Origin of the sequence: Streptomyces sp. JL2001 (assembly GCF_050917515.1) — a bacterium.
GTDB lineage: Bacteria > Actinomycetota > Actinomycetes > Streptomycetales > Streptomycetaceae > Streptomyces.
On record NZ_CP169421.1, the window covers coordinates 5,615,562 to 5,631,131 of the forward strand.

At 74.1% G+C, this 15,570-nt stretch carries 12 protein-coding genes; 5 read left to right on the top strand and 7 right to left on the bottom strand.

Features of this window, described 5'->3' with window-relative positions; translation table 11 throughout:
• Window positions 1-102: 102 nt before the first annotated feature.
• Complete coding sequence (lipB, locus tag ACE1OA_RS25030) at window positions 103-912, bottom strand: lipoyl(octanoyl) transferase LipB (protein WP_356603100.1); 810 nt, start codon at window positions 910-912, stop codon at window positions 103-105.
• 305 nt (window positions 913-1,217) lie between these two features.
• Between lipB and ACE1OA_RS25035 the strand changes: the two genes are divergently transcribed.
• Window positions 1,218-2,828 carry a regulator gene (locus ACE1OA_RS25035; RefSeq protein WP_356776464.1) on the top strand — a complete coding sequence of 537 codons (1,611 nt, stop codon included), beginning with the start codon at window positions 1,218-1,220 and terminating at the stop codon, window positions 2,826-2,828.
• A 172-nt stretch (window positions 2,829-3,000) separates the two neighbouring features.
• Here the strand turns inward: ACE1OA_RS25035 and ACE1OA_RS25040 are convergent, their stop codons facing one another.
• A complete protein-coding gene (locus ACE1OA_RS25040; RefSeq protein ID WP_356603104.1) occupies window positions 3,001-4,308 on the bottom strand; it encodes an NAD(P)/FAD-dependent oxidoreductase in 1,308 nt (435 codons plus the stop codon).
• 266 nt (window positions 4,309-4,574) lie between these two features.
• Entirely contained in the window at window positions 4,575-5,483 is a 909-nt protein-coding gene (locus tag ACE1OA_RS25045) for a TIGR01777 family oxidoreductase (RefSeq protein WP_356603106.1), read from the bottom strand.
• A gap of 46 nt (window positions 5,484-5,529) precedes the next feature.
• Between ACE1OA_RS25045 and ACE1OA_RS25050 the strand changes: the two genes are divergently transcribed.
• Entirely contained in the window at window positions 5,530-6,030 is a 501-nt protein-coding gene (locus ACE1OA_RS25050; protein ID WP_432753431.1) for a GNAT family N-acetyltransferase, read from the top strand.
• A gap of 45 nt (window positions 6,031-6,075) precedes the next feature.
• Here ACE1OA_RS25050 and ACE1OA_RS25055 read toward each other — a convergent pair whose 3' ends face one another.
• A complete protein-coding gene (locus ACE1OA_RS25055) occupies window positions 6,076-6,792 on the bottom strand; it encodes a TetR/AcrR family transcriptional regulator (RefSeq protein WP_356603110.1) in 717 nt (238 codons plus the stop codon).
• 189 nt (window positions 6,793-6,981) lie between these two features.
• Between ACE1OA_RS25055 and ACE1OA_RS25060 the strand changes: the two genes are divergently transcribed.
• Both ACE1OA_RS25060 and ACE1OA_RS25065 read left to right on the top strand, forming a co-directional pair.
• Window positions 6,982-7,767, top strand: a complete 786-nt coding sequence (locus ACE1OA_RS25060) for an SDR family NAD(P)-dependent oxidoreductase (RefSeq protein ID WP_386544948.1) — start codon at window positions 6,982-6,984, stop codon at window positions 7,765-7,767.
• Between the two features lie 243 nt (window positions 7,768-8,010).
• Window positions 8,011-10,092: a SpoIIE family protein phosphatase gene (locus ACE1OA_RS25065; RefSeq protein WP_356603114.1), complete on the top strand. Its 2,082-nt coding sequence runs from the start codon at window positions 8,011-8,013 to the stop codon at window positions 10,090-10,092.
• A gap of 48 nt (window positions 10,093-10,140) precedes the next feature.
• Here ACE1OA_RS25065 and ACE1OA_RS25070 read toward each other — a convergent pair whose 3' ends face one another.
• Entirely contained in the window at window positions 10,141-10,659 is a 519-nt protein-coding gene (locus ACE1OA_RS25070; protein WP_384868690.1) for a DUF4240 domain-containing protein, read from the bottom strand.
• Between the two features lie 99 nt (window positions 10,660-10,758).
• Between ACE1OA_RS25070 and ACE1OA_RS25075 the strand changes: the two genes are divergently transcribed.
• On the top strand, window positions 10,759-11,676 hold the full coding sequence (locus ACE1OA_RS25075; RefSeq protein ID WP_356603116.1) for an SDR family oxidoreductase: 918 nt from the start codon (window positions 10,759-10,761) through the stop codon (window positions 11,674-11,676).
• Here the strand turns inward: ACE1OA_RS25075 and ACE1OA_RS25080 are convergent.
• Window positions 11,667-12,629: a helix-turn-helix transcriptional regulator gene (locus ACE1OA_RS25080; protein WP_386544944.1), complete on the bottom strand. Its 963-nt coding sequence runs from the start codon at window positions 12,627-12,629 to the stop codon at window positions 11,667-11,669. The two genes, ACE1OA_RS25075 and ACE1OA_RS25080, sit on opposite strands and share 10 nt — an antisense overlap.
• A gap of 42 nt (window positions 12,630-12,671) precedes the next feature.
• Window positions 12,672-15,368, bottom strand: coding sequence for a pyruvate dehydrogenase (acetyl-transferring), homodimeric type (gene aceE, locus ACE1OA_RS25085; protein ID WP_356603120.1), 2,697 nt, complete (start codon window positions 15,366-15,368; stop codon window positions 12,672-12,674).
• Between the last annotated feature and the right edge of the window lie 202 nt (window positions 15,369-15,570).

Below are 15,570 nucleotides of genomic sequence, written 5' to 3' on the forward strand. Positions count from 1 at the left end.
TGGCCATGGTCCGGCATTCCCACCGGGCGGTCCGGCGGACCCTCCCGGTCCGGTCCGATGTCCGGTCGCGGCAGGGCTTCCGCCCGGCCTCCCGGCCCCGTCCTAGGCGGAGACCGGCGCCGTTTCGCGCTCGATCTCGCGCGGCTTCAGCTCCGCGTTCTCCAGGACTGCCTTCAGGTGCTTCTCCACCACCGGCAGCACCTCCTCGATCGTGACCTCCCGGCCCAGCTCGCCGGCGAGCGAGGCCACGCCGGCGTCCCGGATCCCGCACGGGATGATCCGGTCGAACCAGGTGTTGTCCGGGTTCACGTTCAGCGCGAAGCCGTGCATCGTGACGCCCTTGGCGACCCGGATGCCGATCGCCGCCAGCTTCCGGTCCTCGCGGCGCTGGCCGGCGTTGGACGGAGCGTACTCCGGGCCGTTCAGACGGGGATCGAACTCCTCGTCGGTCAGCCGCGGATCGAAGTCGAGCGAGAGGCCGCCGAGCGCCGGGCGCTGCTCGACCGGGTCGCCCAGCACCCACACGCCGCTGCGGCCCTCGATCCGGGTGGTCGTCACGCCGAACTCGGCGGCGGTGAGGATCAGCGCCTCCTCCAGGCGGCGGACGTGCGCGACGACGTCGACCGGGCGGGGCAGCTTCATGATCGGGTAGCCGACCAGCTGGCCGGGGCCGTGCCAGGTGATCTTGCCGCCGCGGTCCACGTCGACGACCGGCGTCCCGTCCAGCGGGCGCTCGCTCTCGGCGGTCCGGCGGCCGGCGGTGTAGACGGGCGGATGCTCCAGGAGCAGACAGGTGTCGTCGATCTCGTCGGCGAACCTGGCCGCGTGCACCTCGCGCTGCTTGTCCCAGGCCGCCCGGTACTCGACGGCCTCGTCGCCGAAGCCCAAGCGGACGAATCGCAGCTCACTCACGGCAATGCCTCCTCCTGAGTGCCGGACGCCGGCACGCGGGGATCGTCCCGGCCGGCACGGCACCATGCGTCATTCGCGCCCATGCCACTGTACGGCGGCGGCGCGGACACCCGTTCGGCAGGTGCGAGAGCACGAGGCGGGTGAATACGCCGGCTACGTCAGCGACGCCCCCAATCCTCACACGATCGGATGAATGTGGGCCGAAGGTGCCGGTACAGGCGGTGGAGCCCGCTAAATTCACGCCGTTCCATGAGGGCCCACACGGGTTGCCACCCGGGCCCGGAAGGCAGGAGACCGCACAGCTGATGACGGAACGACCTCCGCAGCGCACCCCGAACCGCCAGCTCGCCGCGCTCATCGCCGAAGCCGGTTTCTCCAACGCGGGCCTGGCCAGAAGGGTCGACCAGCTCGGTCTGGAGCACGGGCTCGACCTGCGGTACGACAAGACGTCCGTGACCCGCTGGCTGCGCGGCCAGCAGCCGAGGGGCACGACGCCCGCCCTGATCGCCGAGGTCTTCACCCGCCGCCTGGGCCGCCGGCTCTCCGCCCAGGACCTCGGGCTCGACGCCTGCGCGCCGGTCTACGCCGGGCTGGAGTTCGCGGCGACGCCCGAGGAGGCCGTCGACATCGTCAGCGGTCTGTGGCGGAAGGACTCCGGCAGCCAGGTCGAGCTCCGCAAGATCGCCTTCACCCCGGCGGGACTCGTCGTCCCGAGCCGGGACTGGCTGATCGGCCGGGCCGACGAGCGGGTGGCCCGCGGGGAGGCGGCCGTACCGCACGGACGGGTCGGCGCGGACGGCCGGGCCGGTGCCGAGGCGCGTGCGGCGGGGCTCGGCGCGACCGACCGGCGGCCCGGTGCCGCGGTCGGCCTGGAGAGCCGTCCGGGACTCGGCGCGGGCCCGGAGGCGGGCCGCTTCGTCGGCGACGGGCGACGGGTGCCGCAGGACCCGCGCGTCCCGGTGCAGGGGCGCGCGTCGGTGCCGCGTCAGCGGGGCGGCGAGCGGGCACCCGGGCAGCGCGTCTCCAGCGGCGACATCGCGGCACTGCGCTCGGTCGGCGAACTCTTCCGCACCCTCGACCACGCCTACGGAGGCGGCCACGCCCGCCAGGCCCTCGTCCGGTACCTGGAGCACGAGGCGGAGCCGATGCTGCGGGGCACGTACGGGGAGTCCGTCGGGCGCCGCCTGTTCGGCGCCGCCGCCGACCTCACCCGGCTGGCCGGCTGGACCTCGTACGACATCGCGGCCCACGGTCTCGCCCAGCGGTACTTCGTCCAGTCGCTGCGCCTCGCGCAGGCCGCCGGAGACCGGGCCTACGGCTCGTACGTCCTGATCACGATGAGCCGGCAGGCGGTGTACCTCGGCCACGGGCGCGAGGCGGTGCAGCTCGCCCGTGTCGCCCAGCAGGGCGTCGGGTCCGCGGCGCCGCCGGTCGTCCAGGGGCTGCTGCACGCGGTGGAGGCGCGGGCCCACGCGGTGCTGGGGGAGGCGCGGCCGTGCAGCGCCTCGCTCGCCCGGGCCGAGCGGGCTCTGGAGGCGGCCCGTCCGGGTGACGAGGTGCCCTACTGGGCGCGGTCGTTCGACGAGGGCCAGCTGGCCGACGAGTTCGGCCACTGCCACCGGGACCTCCAGCAGTACCGGCCGGCCGCGCAGCACGCGGAGCGCTCCCTCCAGCTCCGCGCGCCCGGCTTCGCCCGCAGCCGGCTCTTCTGCCGGGTGGTGCTGGCCACGGCGCGGCTGGGCCTCGGCGAACTGGACCAGGCGTGCGCCCTGGGCGCGGAGGCGGCCCAGCAGGCATCCGAGATGCGCTCGGCGAGGGCGGTGGAGTACATCCGCGACTTCGAACGCCGGCTGGAGCCGTACCGCGACGCGGCGGCGGTCCGCACCTACCGCGACCGCGTCGCCGCGATCGGCTGACGGCGCCAGACGGCCGGCACGTCGTCGGCGGCCCTTCCCGGACCGAGGGCGGACCGCCGGCCGGGCCGCCCGCCACGGACCACCCCGGAGCCCCGGTGCGGCGGGGCTCCGGGGTCGGAGGAGGGCGGCGCGGGATCCGCTCCGGCCCTCCCCTCCCGCCACGGGACGACGCTCAGGCCACCGCGTCCAGGGGCGGGGTCTCCCGGTGCGAGGGCACGCCGAGGTCCGTCAGGAGGGCGTGGGCGGCGCGGCGGCCCGAGAGCAGGGCCGACTGGGGGGTGCCCGCGTCGCGGTGGTCGCCGCAGACGTAGAGCCCCGCGAGCAGCCTGACCGGGCGCCGCGGGTCGTACGGCGGGGGCATCGCCGGGATCGCGTCCCGGGTGTGGTGCATGCCGAGCAGCTCCCACTCGTCCGTCGACGTGCCATACAGCGTCGCGAGGTGCTTGCGGACCCGGCGGTCCGCGTCGTCCGGCGGGGTGCCGAGGACCGTCGAGGTGACCAGGGTCCGGCCCCGGGGCGCCCGGGTCGGGTCGACCGCGCTCATCACCGCCGAATGCGCGACCGGGCCTCCCGGGTCGGACTCCAGGACCAGGACCGGTTCGGAGGTGGGGGCCGCCGGCGCGGTGTGGTGCAGGACCGTCACCGCGTGGAAGCCGGGCGCCCGCAGCCCCGGCAGCAGCTCCGCCGCGGTACGGGCCCCGGTCGCCACGACGACCGAACGGCAGCCGAACCCGCCGTGCCCCTCCGTCATGACGCCGTTCGCGGAGACCTCGGTGACCCGGACGCCCGTACGGACCGTGCCCGGCGGAAGCGTCGCCGCGAGCAGGGCGGGCACGGCGTCCGAACCGCCCTCCGGCACGCACAGCCGTCCCCGTGCGAACGCCCGCAGGGCGAGGTCGGCCACGCGCCGCGAGGTGGTGAGGTCGGGATCGCCGAGCAGCGCGGCGAGCAGCGGGCGCAGGAACCCCTCGACCGTTCGGGCGGGCAGACGGGCCGTCAGTGCCTCGCGGGCGGTCCGTTCCTCGCGCGTCAGCAGTCGCTGCGCGGGTGTGGCGGCCAGGCGCGTCAGGGCGGCGCCCAGGCGGGCCTGATCGAGCGAGGCGGCCGGATTTCGGGGGGCGCTCGCCAGGGCGCGCGCCATCGTGAACGCCCCCCTCACGCTCCCCGGCTCGCCGGTCCTGACGTAGCGTCCGTCACTGTGCAGCAGGGCCCCGGGCGCGAACGACCGCAGGACGAGCCCGTCGAGGCCCGGGTTGCGGCGCAGCTCGGCGTACGAGGTGGTCAGCAGTGGCCCGACCCGGTCGAGCCGGAAGCCGTCGACGTCGTCGGTGACCATCCGGCCGCCCACCCGTGGCCCGGCCTCCAGGACGGTGACGCCGACTCCGGCGCTGGTCAGCCGGTGAGCGGCCATGAGCCCCGCGATTCCGGCTCCGACGACGACGACGTCCGTGTGGTGTGCGTGGCGTGCGGTACTGAGCACGTGCCCCTCCCCAGGTCGGCGCGGCTGGTGGGAGGCCTATGCCCCCAACAGACCCTCGGAATGCCCGAGTTCGCATTCAGGGACCGACAAGCCTAGGCAGCGCTCCCACGGCCGCCAGCCGCGCGTGCCGGGGTGCACGCAGCACGGGGTCGCACACGTGTCCGCCCCCATGGCTTCCGGCCGGGGGTTCTTCCGGCCACGCGCGCGCTCACCGGAGGTGCGCCCGTGCTCCCGGGCCGTGCGCGTGCTGCCGGAGTCCGGCGGCCTCAGGCCGCCGCGCGGATCGCGTCGTCGATCGTCGGGAAGGCGAAGTCGAACCCCGACTCCAGCAGGCGCGCCGGCAGCACCCGCTGACTGCCCAGCACGTCCTGCGCGAAGTCCCCGAGGACCGCCCTCAGGGCGGACGCGGGCACGGTGAACAGGGTCGGCCGGCGCAGCACCCGACCCATCGCGGCCGTCACCTCGCGGTTGGTGACCGGCTCGGGCGCGGTCAGGTTCACCGGCCCCGAGACGGCGTCGGTGTCGATCAGGTGCCGGAGGGCGGCCACCTCGTCGTGCAGGGAGATGAAGCTCCAGTACTGGCTGCCGTCGCCCATCCGGCCGCCGACCCCGGCGCGGAAGAGGGGGAAGAGCCGCCCCCAGGCACCGCCCTCGCGAGCCACCACCAGGCCCGTGCGGGCGTACGCGACCCGGATGCCGGCCTCCTCGGCGGGAGCCGCCGCCGCTTCCCACTCCACGCACACCGAGGGCAGGAAGCCCTCGCCCGCGGGGGCGCTCTCGTCCACCGCGCGCGAGCCGGTGTCGCCGTAGTAGCCGAGCGCCGTCCCGCACACCAGGACCTTCGGCGGCTCCGCGAGCGAGGCGAGGGCCTGGGCGATCGCCGTCGTGCCGAGCACCCGGCTGTCCCGGATCTCCTTCTTGTACGCCTCGTTCCAGCGGCGCTCGCCGACACCGGCGCCCGCCAGGTGCACGACGGCGTCGACGCCGACGAGGCCGGCGGTGTCCACGTGGAGCCGTGCGGGGTCCCACTCGACCTCGTCGGCGGCCCGCGCCGGGCGCCGGACGAGACGGAGGACGTCGTGGCCGTCGGCGCGCAGGGAGCGCACCAGGGCCGTGCCGATGAGTCCGGAGGCGCCGGTGACGGCCACCCGCGTGCGAGAACGAGAGCGCTGCATGGGGACATCCTGCCCTTCCCGGGCGCGTCGTGGCACAGTGACCGTCATGATCGCGCCGGAGACGCAGATACGCCTCGCCCGTCCCGGGGACGAGCAGGCCCTGGGGGAGTTGGACCGCGCCACCTGGTCCACGCTGCACGCCGTGCAGCCGCCGCCGCGGGCGCCGTACCCCCCGTTCTTCGACGAGCGGCACCTGCCCGAGCACTACCTGGTCGCCCAGCGGGGCGAGGAGGTCGTCGGCTACCTGCGCCTGGTGCCGGCCACCCCGCTCGCCTGCAACACGCACGTCCGCCAGATCCAGGGCCTGGCCGTCGCCGAGAGCGCCCGGGGCCGCGGCGTGGCCCGCGCCCTGCTGCGCGCCGCGCTGGCGGAGGCCCGCCGGCAGGGCGCCACCCGGATCACCCTGCGCGTCCTGGGCCACAACGCGCCCGCCCGCGCGCTCTACGCCTCGGAGGGCTTCGCCGTCGAGGGCGTGCTGCCCGGCGAGTTCCTGCTGGACGGCGCGTACGTCGACGACGTCCTCATGGGCCGCCCGCTCGACGCCTGAGATCCGCCGGGCCGCCGCCCGACGTGCCCACCCGGTGCCCGGCGCTCAGTCCCGCCCGCCGTCCGGGGCGGTGCCCGGTGTGGGGTCCGTGGTCGCGGCCGCACCGCCGTCGGGTGCCGTGCCCGTGCCCGCGTCCGGTCCCAGCAGGCGCATCCCGCCCATCAGTTCCCGCAGGCACCGCACCGCGAGCCCGGCCGGTGCGCCCCGGCCGCGGACGGGCGCGTCCGTCTCCGCCCAGGTCTCCAGCGCGATCCGGATCGCGTCCGTCGCCGCTGCCGCCGTCAGCCGGACGCCCAGCGGATCGGCGTCCGGGCCGGCGAGCGCGGCGACGACGGAGCGCAGCTGCTCCTCGGACTCCTGGTTGACCCGGTACCAGACGGCCCGCAGCGCCGGGTCCCGCGCCGCGGCCCGCAGCAGACCGCGCGTCCAGCGCAGCCCCTCGGCGGCCTCCTCGTCGGCCGCGGCGAGCGACTCGGCGACCGAGCGCTCCAGCGCCTCGGGCAGGGCCGCCCCCGGCTCGGTGGCGGCGAGCCGCTCCCGCCAGCGGTCCGCGCCGACCGCGAGGAGCGGGGCGACGGCGTCCTGCTTGGAGCGGAAGTAGCGGTAGAAGGTGCGCAGGGCGACCCCGGCCCGCTGGGAGATGTCCTCCGCCGTCGTGCCGTCCGGGCCGCGCTCGGTGAAGAGCTCGGCGGCGGCACGCGCGATGTCGAGCTGCGTGGCCGCCTTGCGGCGCTCGGTCAGGGAGAGGGGCTTGGTGCTCACCGTACGAAGCCTACGCCGTGCCCCTGCCAGGTGTGCACTCCGTGCAGCTATGGCAAAACGTGCCACCCGGGCGTACGGTGGCACCTACATCGAGTGCGCCGCGCACCGAGCACGCGAGCCCCGGACCAGCACCGGGCCGCCGAGCACACCGAACACACGGCAGCGAGCCGTCGAGAGGTCGGACAGGACATGAACCGCTACGAAGGACGCCGCGCACTGGTCACCGGCGGCGGATCGGGCATCGGCCAGGCCACCGTGCTGCGCATGCTCGCCGAGGGCGGCCGAGTCGTCGCCGCCGACATCAGCGAGGCCGGTCTGAAGGACACCGTGGCGCGGGCGGGCGGGCACGCGGACCGCCTGACGACCGTCGTCCTGGACGTGGCCGACGAGGCTTCCGTACGCGCGGGCGTCGCCGCCGCCGTCGAGGCGCTCGGCGGCCTGGACGCGCTGGTCAACGCCGCCGGCATCCTGCGCTCCTCGCACACCCACGAGACCGGTCTCGACCTCTTCGAGCAGGTCGTCCGGATCAACCTCACCGGCACCTTCCTCGTCATCCGCGAGGCGATCCCCGCACTCCTGGAGGGCGACGGCGCCGCCGTGGTCAACTTCTCCTCCACCTCGGCGGTGTTCGCCCACCCGTACATGGCGGCGTACGCGGCCAGCAAGGGCGGCATCCAGTCCATGACCCACGCCCTCGCCGCCGAGTACGCCCGGCAGGGCATCCGCTTCACCGCGGTGCAGCCCGGCTCCATCTCCTCCGGCATGACCGACGGCACCGGCGCCAGCCGGCAGAGCGTCGGCCCCGGCCTGCCCGAGGACGCCGACCTCTCCCTCTTCATGAAGCTCGCCCCGGCCCTCGGCCAGGGCTTCGCCGGCCCGGAGACCGTCGCCGGCGTCGTCGCCATGCTCGCCTCGGAGGACGGGAAGTTCATCACCGGCACCGAGGTCAGGATCGACGGCGGGACGCACTTCTGACGTCCCCCTCGCCGCCCGCGTCCTCGGGGGCCGCGCCACCGTCGTCACCGGCGCCTCCTCCGGCACCGGCGAGGGCCGGGTCTCCGTGGGCAGCGCCGGCGCCGTCCGGAGCGAAATCGTCCGGGCGGCCCGCCCCGACCGGGCCGAGGTCCCCGCGCCCCACACCCGCTCGGACGGTCCCGCCGGGCGGGTGACTGGTTGGCGGCGTGCCCCGGGCTGATACTGGGAGGGGCTCTCAAGGTCATGGACGCAAGTGGTGGACGCCCGGTGGCGGCGCAGACGATGACCGACGGACCGGGCGTGGCCCGGGGTGCCGGCGGGTGGCTGGGAGCCGTCCCGGTGGCCCTCGCGGCGACGGATCCGGACGGCCGGATCGTGCACTGGGATCCGGTGGCGGAGCAGCTGCTCGGATACCGGGCGCGGGACGCCGTCGGGCGGCACGTGGTCGAGCTGCTGCACCCGGACGCGGACCGGAGCCTGGGCCGGTCCCTGTGGGAAGGGGCGGCGGCCGGGCACGGCGTGATGGGCTCCGTGACGGCCTGGCACCGCGACGGCCGGCCCGTGGAGCTGGAGATCTGGGCGCGCCCGGCCGGTGCCGGCGCCGAGCCGGGGGTCCTCGTCTTCGCCGCCGAGGCGCACTCCTCGGCCCGGGTGCGCGGTTCCTCGGTGGTGTGGGACGGCCTGTTCTCGCACTCGCCGGTCGGGATCGCGGTCTTCGACACCGGTCTCAGGTTCCTGCGGGTGAACGCCGCGCTGCAGCGGATGAACGGCCTGCCCGAGGCCGCGCACGCCGGACTGACCCTGCCGCAGGTGCTGCCCGAGGTGAACGCGCGCGAGATGGAGGCGGTGATGCGCCGCGTCCTGGACACGGGCGAGCCGGTCGTCGACTTCCGCCGGGTCGGCCGCACCCCCGCGCAGCCCCGGCGGGATGGCGTGTGGTCCGTGGCGTTCGTACGACTGGAGGACGCGGAGGGTCTGCCCGTGGGCATCGCCGCCTCGATGACGGACATCACCGCCGTGGAGGGGACCAGGATGCAGGCCGAGGAGGCCCGCGCCCGCCTGGCCCTGCTGAACGAGGCCAGTATCAAGATCGGCACGACGCTGGATCTGGAGCGCACCGCCCAGGAACTGGCCGACGTCGCCGTCCCCGGCCTGGCGGACGTCGTCACGGTCGACCTGCTCGAATCGCTCGCCGAAGGCGGCGAGGTCGGAGACGGCCTGGTCGGCGGCGCGGCGCTGCGGCGCCTCGGCAAGGCACCCCGCGCCGGATCCCTGGTCGCCGGCGTCCTCGCGCCGCTCGACCGGACCCTGCAGTTCCCCGCCGCCGCGCCCTACTCCCAGGCCCTGGCCCGGCGCCGGCCCTACCTGCTCACCCACCTCGACGAGAAGGTCGTCGCCGCGGCCGCGCCGTACTCGGACACGCCGAGGAAGCTGCTGCTGCTGGGAGTCCGCTCCTTCCTGATGGTGCCGCTGATCGCCCGGGAGAAGGTCCTGGGGCTCGCCACCTTCTACCGCACGGGCGAGCAGCCGCCCTTCGACGGCACCGACGTGGAACTGGCCGGCGAGCTGGCCGCCCGGGCGGCCGTGTGCGCGGACAACGCGCGCCTGTACGGCCGCGAGCACGACACCGCCGTGGCGCTCCAGCGCAGCATGCTGCCCCAGCACATCACCCCGCCGGCGGGCATCGAGATCGCCCACCGCTACCTCGCGGCGAGCGACGTCAACGAGGTCGGCGGCGACTGGTACGACGTCGTGTCCCTGTCCGGGGGCAAGGCCGCCCTGCTGATCGGGGACGTCATGGGCCACGGCACCGCCGCCGCGGCCGTCATGGGACGCCTGTCCTCCACCGTGCGGGCCCTGGCCCGCCTCGACCTGGAGCCCGTCGAGGTGCTCATGCAGCTGGAGGCGGTGCTGGCCGACCTCGCCGAGCCGATGCTGGCGACGTTCCTCTACGCGATGTGCGACCCGGCCACCGGCCGCTGCCGGATCACCCGGGCCGGGCATCCGCCGCCGGCCGTCGTCACCCCCGACGGCCGGGCCCGACTGCTGGACCTGCCGGCGGGCGCCCCGCTGGGCATCGGCGGCATCACGTTCACCACCAGCGACGTCAGCCTGCCCCCGGGAAGCCTTCTCGTCCTGTACACCGACGGACTCGTCGAGGCCCGCGGTACGGACATCGACGCGCGCCTCGAAGAACTCACCCGCCGGCTCGCCGATCCCGGGCCCTCGCTCGACGACCTGTGCGACGTGATCGTCACCCGCCTCGTGCCCGGCCCGCCCGCGGACGACGTCGCCCTCCTCGTCGCCCGCATCGGCACTCCCTGACGGACACCCCGGCGCCCGCCAGGACCGGGCGGGCGGGACCGGCCGGACCTATGCCCCGAAGCGCTCCCACAGGCGCGGGAAGCGGGCCGCGAGCACCCCGTCGTCCTCCAGGTCGAAGGTTCCGCCCTCCGGCTCGGCCGGCTGCGGGGGGATCCCCAGATCCGGCGCCTCGGCGCCGGTCAGCTGCTCGTACGCCTCGTCCGCGGCGAACCCGAGCTCCTCGCCGTCCCCGTCGATCTCCTCGTCGAAATCGCCGAGCAGCTCCGCGAGCGAGTCCGGATCGTGCACCCCGCCCTCGAAGACCTCCCGGCCCTGGCCGATCAGCCAGCAGCGGAAGTAGTCGAAGGCGTCGTCGCTCGCACCGTCGAGCAGCACCGCCGCCGCGCCCCACAACTCCCAGGAGTAGGCCCGGTGATAGCGGGCCTCGAAGTGGCGGGCGAAGTCGAGCACGGAGTCCGGGTCGAGCTGCAGGAGCCGTTCCACGAGCAGGTCGGCCTGATCCTCGGGGTCGCCCTCGGCGGCCTCGCGGCTGGAATCGATGATCTCCCAGAACTCCGTCTCGTCCATCACGGGACAAGCATCGGCCCTGGCCGGGGGCGACGCACCCGGAAACACCCAAAATCAATCCGGACAGAGGATGTCGTACTTTCCTGTCACGCTCGATCCATGACGACTGAACCGAAGCCGCTCGGCGGCAGGATCGCACTGGTCGCGGGCGCCACGCGGGGTGCGGGCCGGGGTATCGCCGTACAGCTGGGCGCGGCGGGCGCCACCGTGTACGTCACCGGGCGCACCACGCGCGGGAAGGCCAGCGAGGTCGGCCGGACGACCGAGACCATCGAGGAGACGGCCGAGCTGGTGACGGCGGCCGGCGGCGAGGGCATCGCCGTGCCCACCGACCATCTGGAGATCGACCAGGTCGAGGCGCTCGTCGCACGCATCGACAGGGAGCAGGGCCGGCTCGACGTCCTCGTCAACGACGTCTGGGGCGGCGAGCACCTGGTCGAGTTCGACAAGAAGGTGTGGGAGACCGACCTGGCGGGCGGGCTGCGGATGCTGGAGCTCGGCGTGCGGACCCACGCGATCACCTCCCGTCTCGCGGTGCCCCTGCTGATCAGGCACCCCGGCGCCCTGGTCGTCGAGATGACCGACGGCACGGCGGAGTACAACACCCGCTTCCGGCTCAACTTCTTCTACGACCTGGTGAAGAACGCCCCGATCCGGATGGCGTTCGCCCTCGCCCACGACCTGAAGGACGTCGGCGGCACCGCCGTCGCGCTCACACCGGGATGGCTGCGCTCGGAGCAGATGCTCGCCGCCTTCGAGGTCACGGAGGAGAACTGGCGCGACGCCGTCGAGAAGGTCCCCGGCTTCGAGATCGCCGAGTCCCCCGCCTACGTCGGCCGCGCGGTGGCCGCTCTCGCCGCCGACCCCGACCGGGCCCGCTGGAACGGCCGGTCGCTCGACAGCGGGAGTCTCGCCAGGGAGTACGGCTTCACGGACGCCGACGGCTCCCGGCCGGACGCCTGGGGCTACATGATCGCGGGTGAGACCGGGAACCCGGACGTGGCGGACTACCGGTAGAGCGCCGCGAGGGCCCGGGACGCCTCGGCCAGACGGGACCGCAGGGAATCCGGTCCGAGGACCTCCGCGTCCGGGCCCAGGGAGAGGAGCTGACTGAAGGCGACCTCCTCGTTCTCCACGGGGAGCGTCGCCGTCACGCGGCCCTCGGCGTCCGTCGAGCCGGCCGCCAGCGCCTCCTCGGCCGCCGCGCGGTCCGTCACGTACGGCAGCCGGCGCGCCCCCGCCGGCGAGAGGCGCAGCACGACCTCGGCGCGCAGGATCGACCGGGCGAACTCCGCGGCGCGCTCGGCCCAGAAGGCAGGCAGGTCGAACCCCTCGTCCCGTTCGAAGCGTTCCCCGGTGCGGACGACGGCCGTGAAGCGGTCCATCCGGTACGTCCGGAAGGCCGTGCCGGAACGCGCGCACAGGTACCAGACGCCCGCCTTCAGGACGAGGCCGTACGGGGAGAGTTCGCGCTCCACCTCGCGGTCGCCGCGCCGGTAGCGGGCGGAGATCGTCCGGTCGTCCCAGACCGCCTCCGCGACCGGCGGCAGCCACTCCGGGGTCGCCGGCTCCTGGTACCAGCCCGGAGCGTCGAGCAGGAAGCGCTGTGCCGCGGAGTCCGGGGCGTCGCGCAGCGAGGGCAGCAGCGCCGCCGAGACCTTCAGCCGGGCGGCCGAGGCCGCGTCCTCCAGGCCCATCTCCCGCAGCGCGCCCGGCAGCCCCGACAGGAAGAGCGCCTCGGCCTCGCCGCGCGCCAGACCGGTCAGCCGGGTGCGGTAGCCGCCGATCAGCCGGTACCCGCCTGCCCTGCCCCGGTCCGCATACACCGGAACCCCCGCCTCCGAGAGGGCGAGGGCATCGCGGGTGACGGTCCGCTCGGACACCTCCAGCTCCTCGGCCAGTTCGGCCGCCGTCATGGCGGTACGGGACTGGAGCAGCAGGACCATCTTGATCAGCCGGGCGGCGCGCATGAATCCATCATGCGTGCCGCCACCGACAGCCGGGCCGGGGAACTACAGGCCGTAGCGCTCGCGCGCCTCCTTCACGGCCGAGGCCGGGACCTCGCCGCGACGGGCGAGCTGGGCGAGGGCCGCGACCACGATCGACTGCGCGTCGACACCGAAGTGGCGGCGGGCCGCGTCACGCGTGTCCGAGAGACCGAAGCCGTCCGCGCCGAGCGAGGACCAGTCCTGCTCGACCCACTGCGCGATCTGGTCCGGGACCTGGCGCATGTAGTCGGAGACGGCCAGGACCGGGGACTCCACGCCCTCCAGCGCCGTGCGGATGTACGGCACCTTCTCCTCGCCGCGCAGGATCGCCGCGTCGGCCTCCAGCGCGTCACGCCGCAGCTCCGTCCAGGAGGTGGCGGACCACACGTCGGCGCCCACGCCCCACTCCTCGGCGAGCAGCTTCTGCGCCTGCAGGGCCCAGTGGATCGCCGTGCCCGAACCGAGGAGCTGGATCCGCGACGGGTTCGCCGGCAGGTCGAGGCCCGCGGACTCCGCCGTGTTGAAGCGGTACAGGCCCTTGACGATGCCCTCGTCGATCCCGGCGGGCTTGGCCGGCTGCGGCATCGGCTCGTTGTAGACCGTGAGGTAGTAGAAGACGTCCTGGTCCTCGCCCGGAGCCGCCTCGCCGTACATGCGGCGCAGACCCTCCTTGACGATGGCCGCGACCTCGTAGGCGAACGCCGGGTCGTACGTCAGCGCCGCCGGGTTGGTCGCCGCGATGACCGGTGAGTGGCCGTCCGCGTGCTGCAGACCCTCACCCGTCAGGGTCGTACGCCCCGCGGTGGCGCCGACGAGGAAGCCGCGGCCCAGCTGGTCGCCGAGCTGCCACATCTGGTCGGCGGTCCGCTGCCAGCCGAACATCGAGTAGAAGATGTAGAAGGGGATCATCGCCTCGCCGTGCGTGGAGTACGCGGTGGACGCGGCGATGAAGTCGGCCATCGAGCCGGCCTCGGTGATGCCCTCGTTCAGGATCTGGCCGTTGACGGCTTCCTTGTAGTACATCAGCTGGTCGCGGTCGACCGGCTCGTACGTCTGGCCCTTCGGCGAGTAGATGCCGAGCGACGGGAACAGCGACTCCATACCGAAGGTACGGGCCTCGTCCGGCACGATCGGGACCCAGCGCTTGCCGGTCTCCTTGTCGCGGACCAGGTCCTTGACCAGGCGGACGAACGCCATCGTGGTCGCCATCGACTGCGAGCCGGAGCCCTTGTCGAAGGCGGCGAACGACTTGTCGGCCGGGGCCGGCAGCGGGGAGAGGGCGTGCGTGCGGCGGGCCGGGGCCGGGCCGCCGAGGGCCGCGCGGCGCTCCTGGAGGTAGCGGACCTCGGGGGAGTCGGCGCCGGGGTGGCCGTACGGCACCACGCCGTCGACGAACTGCGCGTCCGAGATCGGCAGGCCCAGCAGGTCCCGCATGTTCTTGAACTCGTCCACCGAGAGCTTCTTCATCTGGTGGTTCGCGTTCTTGGAGGCGAAGCCCTCGCCGAGGGTGAAGCCCTTCACGGTCTGCGCGAGGATGACCGTCGGCGCGCCCTTGAACTCCAGGGCGGCCTTGTAGGCGGCGTACACCTTGCGCGGCTCGTGGCCACCGCGGGAGAGGTGGAAGCACTCCAGGATCTTGTCGTCGCTCAGCAGCTGCGCCATCGCGACGAGCGCCGGGTCCTTGCCGAAGAAGTCCTGGCGGATGTAGGCGGCGTCGCGGGTCTGGTACGTCTGCACCTGCGCGTCGGGGACCTCGCGGAGCCGGCGGACCAGCGCGCCGGTGGTGTCGAGCTGGAACAGCTCGTCCCAGGCGCCGCCCCACAGGGACTTCACGACGTTCCAGCCGGCACCGCGGAACTGGGCCTCCAGCTCCTGCACGATCTTGAAGTTGGCGCGGACCGGGCCGTCGAGGCGCTGCAGGTTGCAGTTGATGACGAAGGTCAGGTTGTCGAGACCCTCGCGGGCCGCCAGCGCGAGGGCGGCGGTCGACTCGGGCTCGTCCATCTCGCCGTCACCGAGGAACGCCCACACGTGCGAGGCGGAGACGTCCTTGATGGAGCGGTTGGTCAGATAGCGGTTGAAGCGCGCCTGGTAGATCGCCGAGAGCGGGCCCAGACCCATGGAGACGGTCGGGAACTCCCACAGCCAGGGAAGGCGGCGCGGGTGCGGGTAGGAGGGCAGGCCCTTGCCGCCCGACTCCTGCCGGAAGTTGTCGAGGTGCTCCTCGGTGAGGCGCCCGTCGAGGAAGGCGCGGGCGTAGATGCCGGGGGAGGCGTGGCCCTGGATGTAGAGCTGGTCGCCGGAGCCGTCCCCCTCCTTGCCCTGGAAGAAGTGGTTGAAGCCGGTCTCGTAGAGCCAGGCGGCGGAGGCGAAGGTGGCGATGTGGCCGCCGACGCCGTGCTTGGCGCCGCGGGAGACCATCGCGGCCGCGTTCCAGCGGTTCCACGCGGTGATCTTCCGCTCCATCTCCTCGTCACCGTCGATGACGGGCTCCGCGGAGGTGGGGATGGTGTTGACGTAGTCCGTCTCCAGCAGCTTGGGCAGGGCCAGGCCGGCGCCCTCGGCGTGCTGGAGCGTGCGGCGCATCAGGTAGGCGGCCCGGTGGGGGCCGGCGGCCTTGGTGACGGCGTCGAGGGAGGCCGCCCACTCGGCGGTCTCCTCGGTGTCACGGTCCGGGAGCTGGTCGAGCTCACTCGGAATCTTGCCTACGGGATCGGTCATGATCGCCGCCTTCCGGACAGATGGGGGTGGAGAAGGGGTGCCTTGTCTGGCAGGACAGGGCGAAGGCCGGGGTTGCGGCCCGCCGAAGACTGTATGTCGCCGATCGATGATCGATCAAAGGGTTGAAGGGGAAAACCTCTTCAGATCGAGAAAGTCGGCACAGGGTGCCGCGAAACTGGGCACCCGGTGCCTTGTTTTCGCA

Bases quoted from the DNA above. Each gene is read 5' to 3' on its own strand.
- ACE1OA_RS25035 (WP_356776464.1), top strand. From the start codon at position 1,218: ATGACGGAACGACCTCCGCAGCGCACCCCGAACCGCCAGCTCGCCGCG.
- ACE1OA_RS25045 (WP_356603106.1), bottom strand. From the start codon at position 5,483: ATGCAGCGCTCTCGTTCTCGCACGCGGGTGGCCGTCACCGGCGCCTCC.
- ACE1OA_RS25050 (WP_432753431.1), top strand. From the start codon at position 5,530: ATGATCGCGCCGGAGACGCAGATACGCCTCGCCCGTCCCGGGGACGAG.
- ACE1OA_RS25060 (WP_386544948.1), top strand. From the start codon at position 6,982: ATGAACCGCTACGAAGGACGCCGCGCACTGGTCACCGGCGGCGGATCG.
- ACE1OA_RS25065 (WP_356603114.1), top strand. From the start codon at position 8,011: ATGGACGCAAGTGGTGGACGCCCGGTGGCGGCGCAGACGATGACCGAC.
- ACE1OA_RS25070 (WP_384868690.1), bottom strand. From the start codon at position 10,659: ATGGACGAGACGGAGTTCTGGGAGATCATCGATTCCAGCCGCGAGGCC.
- ACE1OA_RS25075 (WP_356603116.1), top strand. From the start codon at position 10,759: ATGACGACTGAACCGAAGCCGCTCGGCGGCAGGATCGCACTGGTCGCG.
- ACE1OA_RS25080 (WP_386544944.1), bottom strand. From the start codon at position 12,629: ATGCGCGCCGCCCGGCTGATCAAGATGGTCCTGCTGCTCCAGTCCCGT.
- aceE (WP_356603120.1), bottom strand. From the start codon at position 15,368: ATGACCGATCCCGTAGGCAAGATTCCGAGTGAGCTCGACCAGCTCCCG.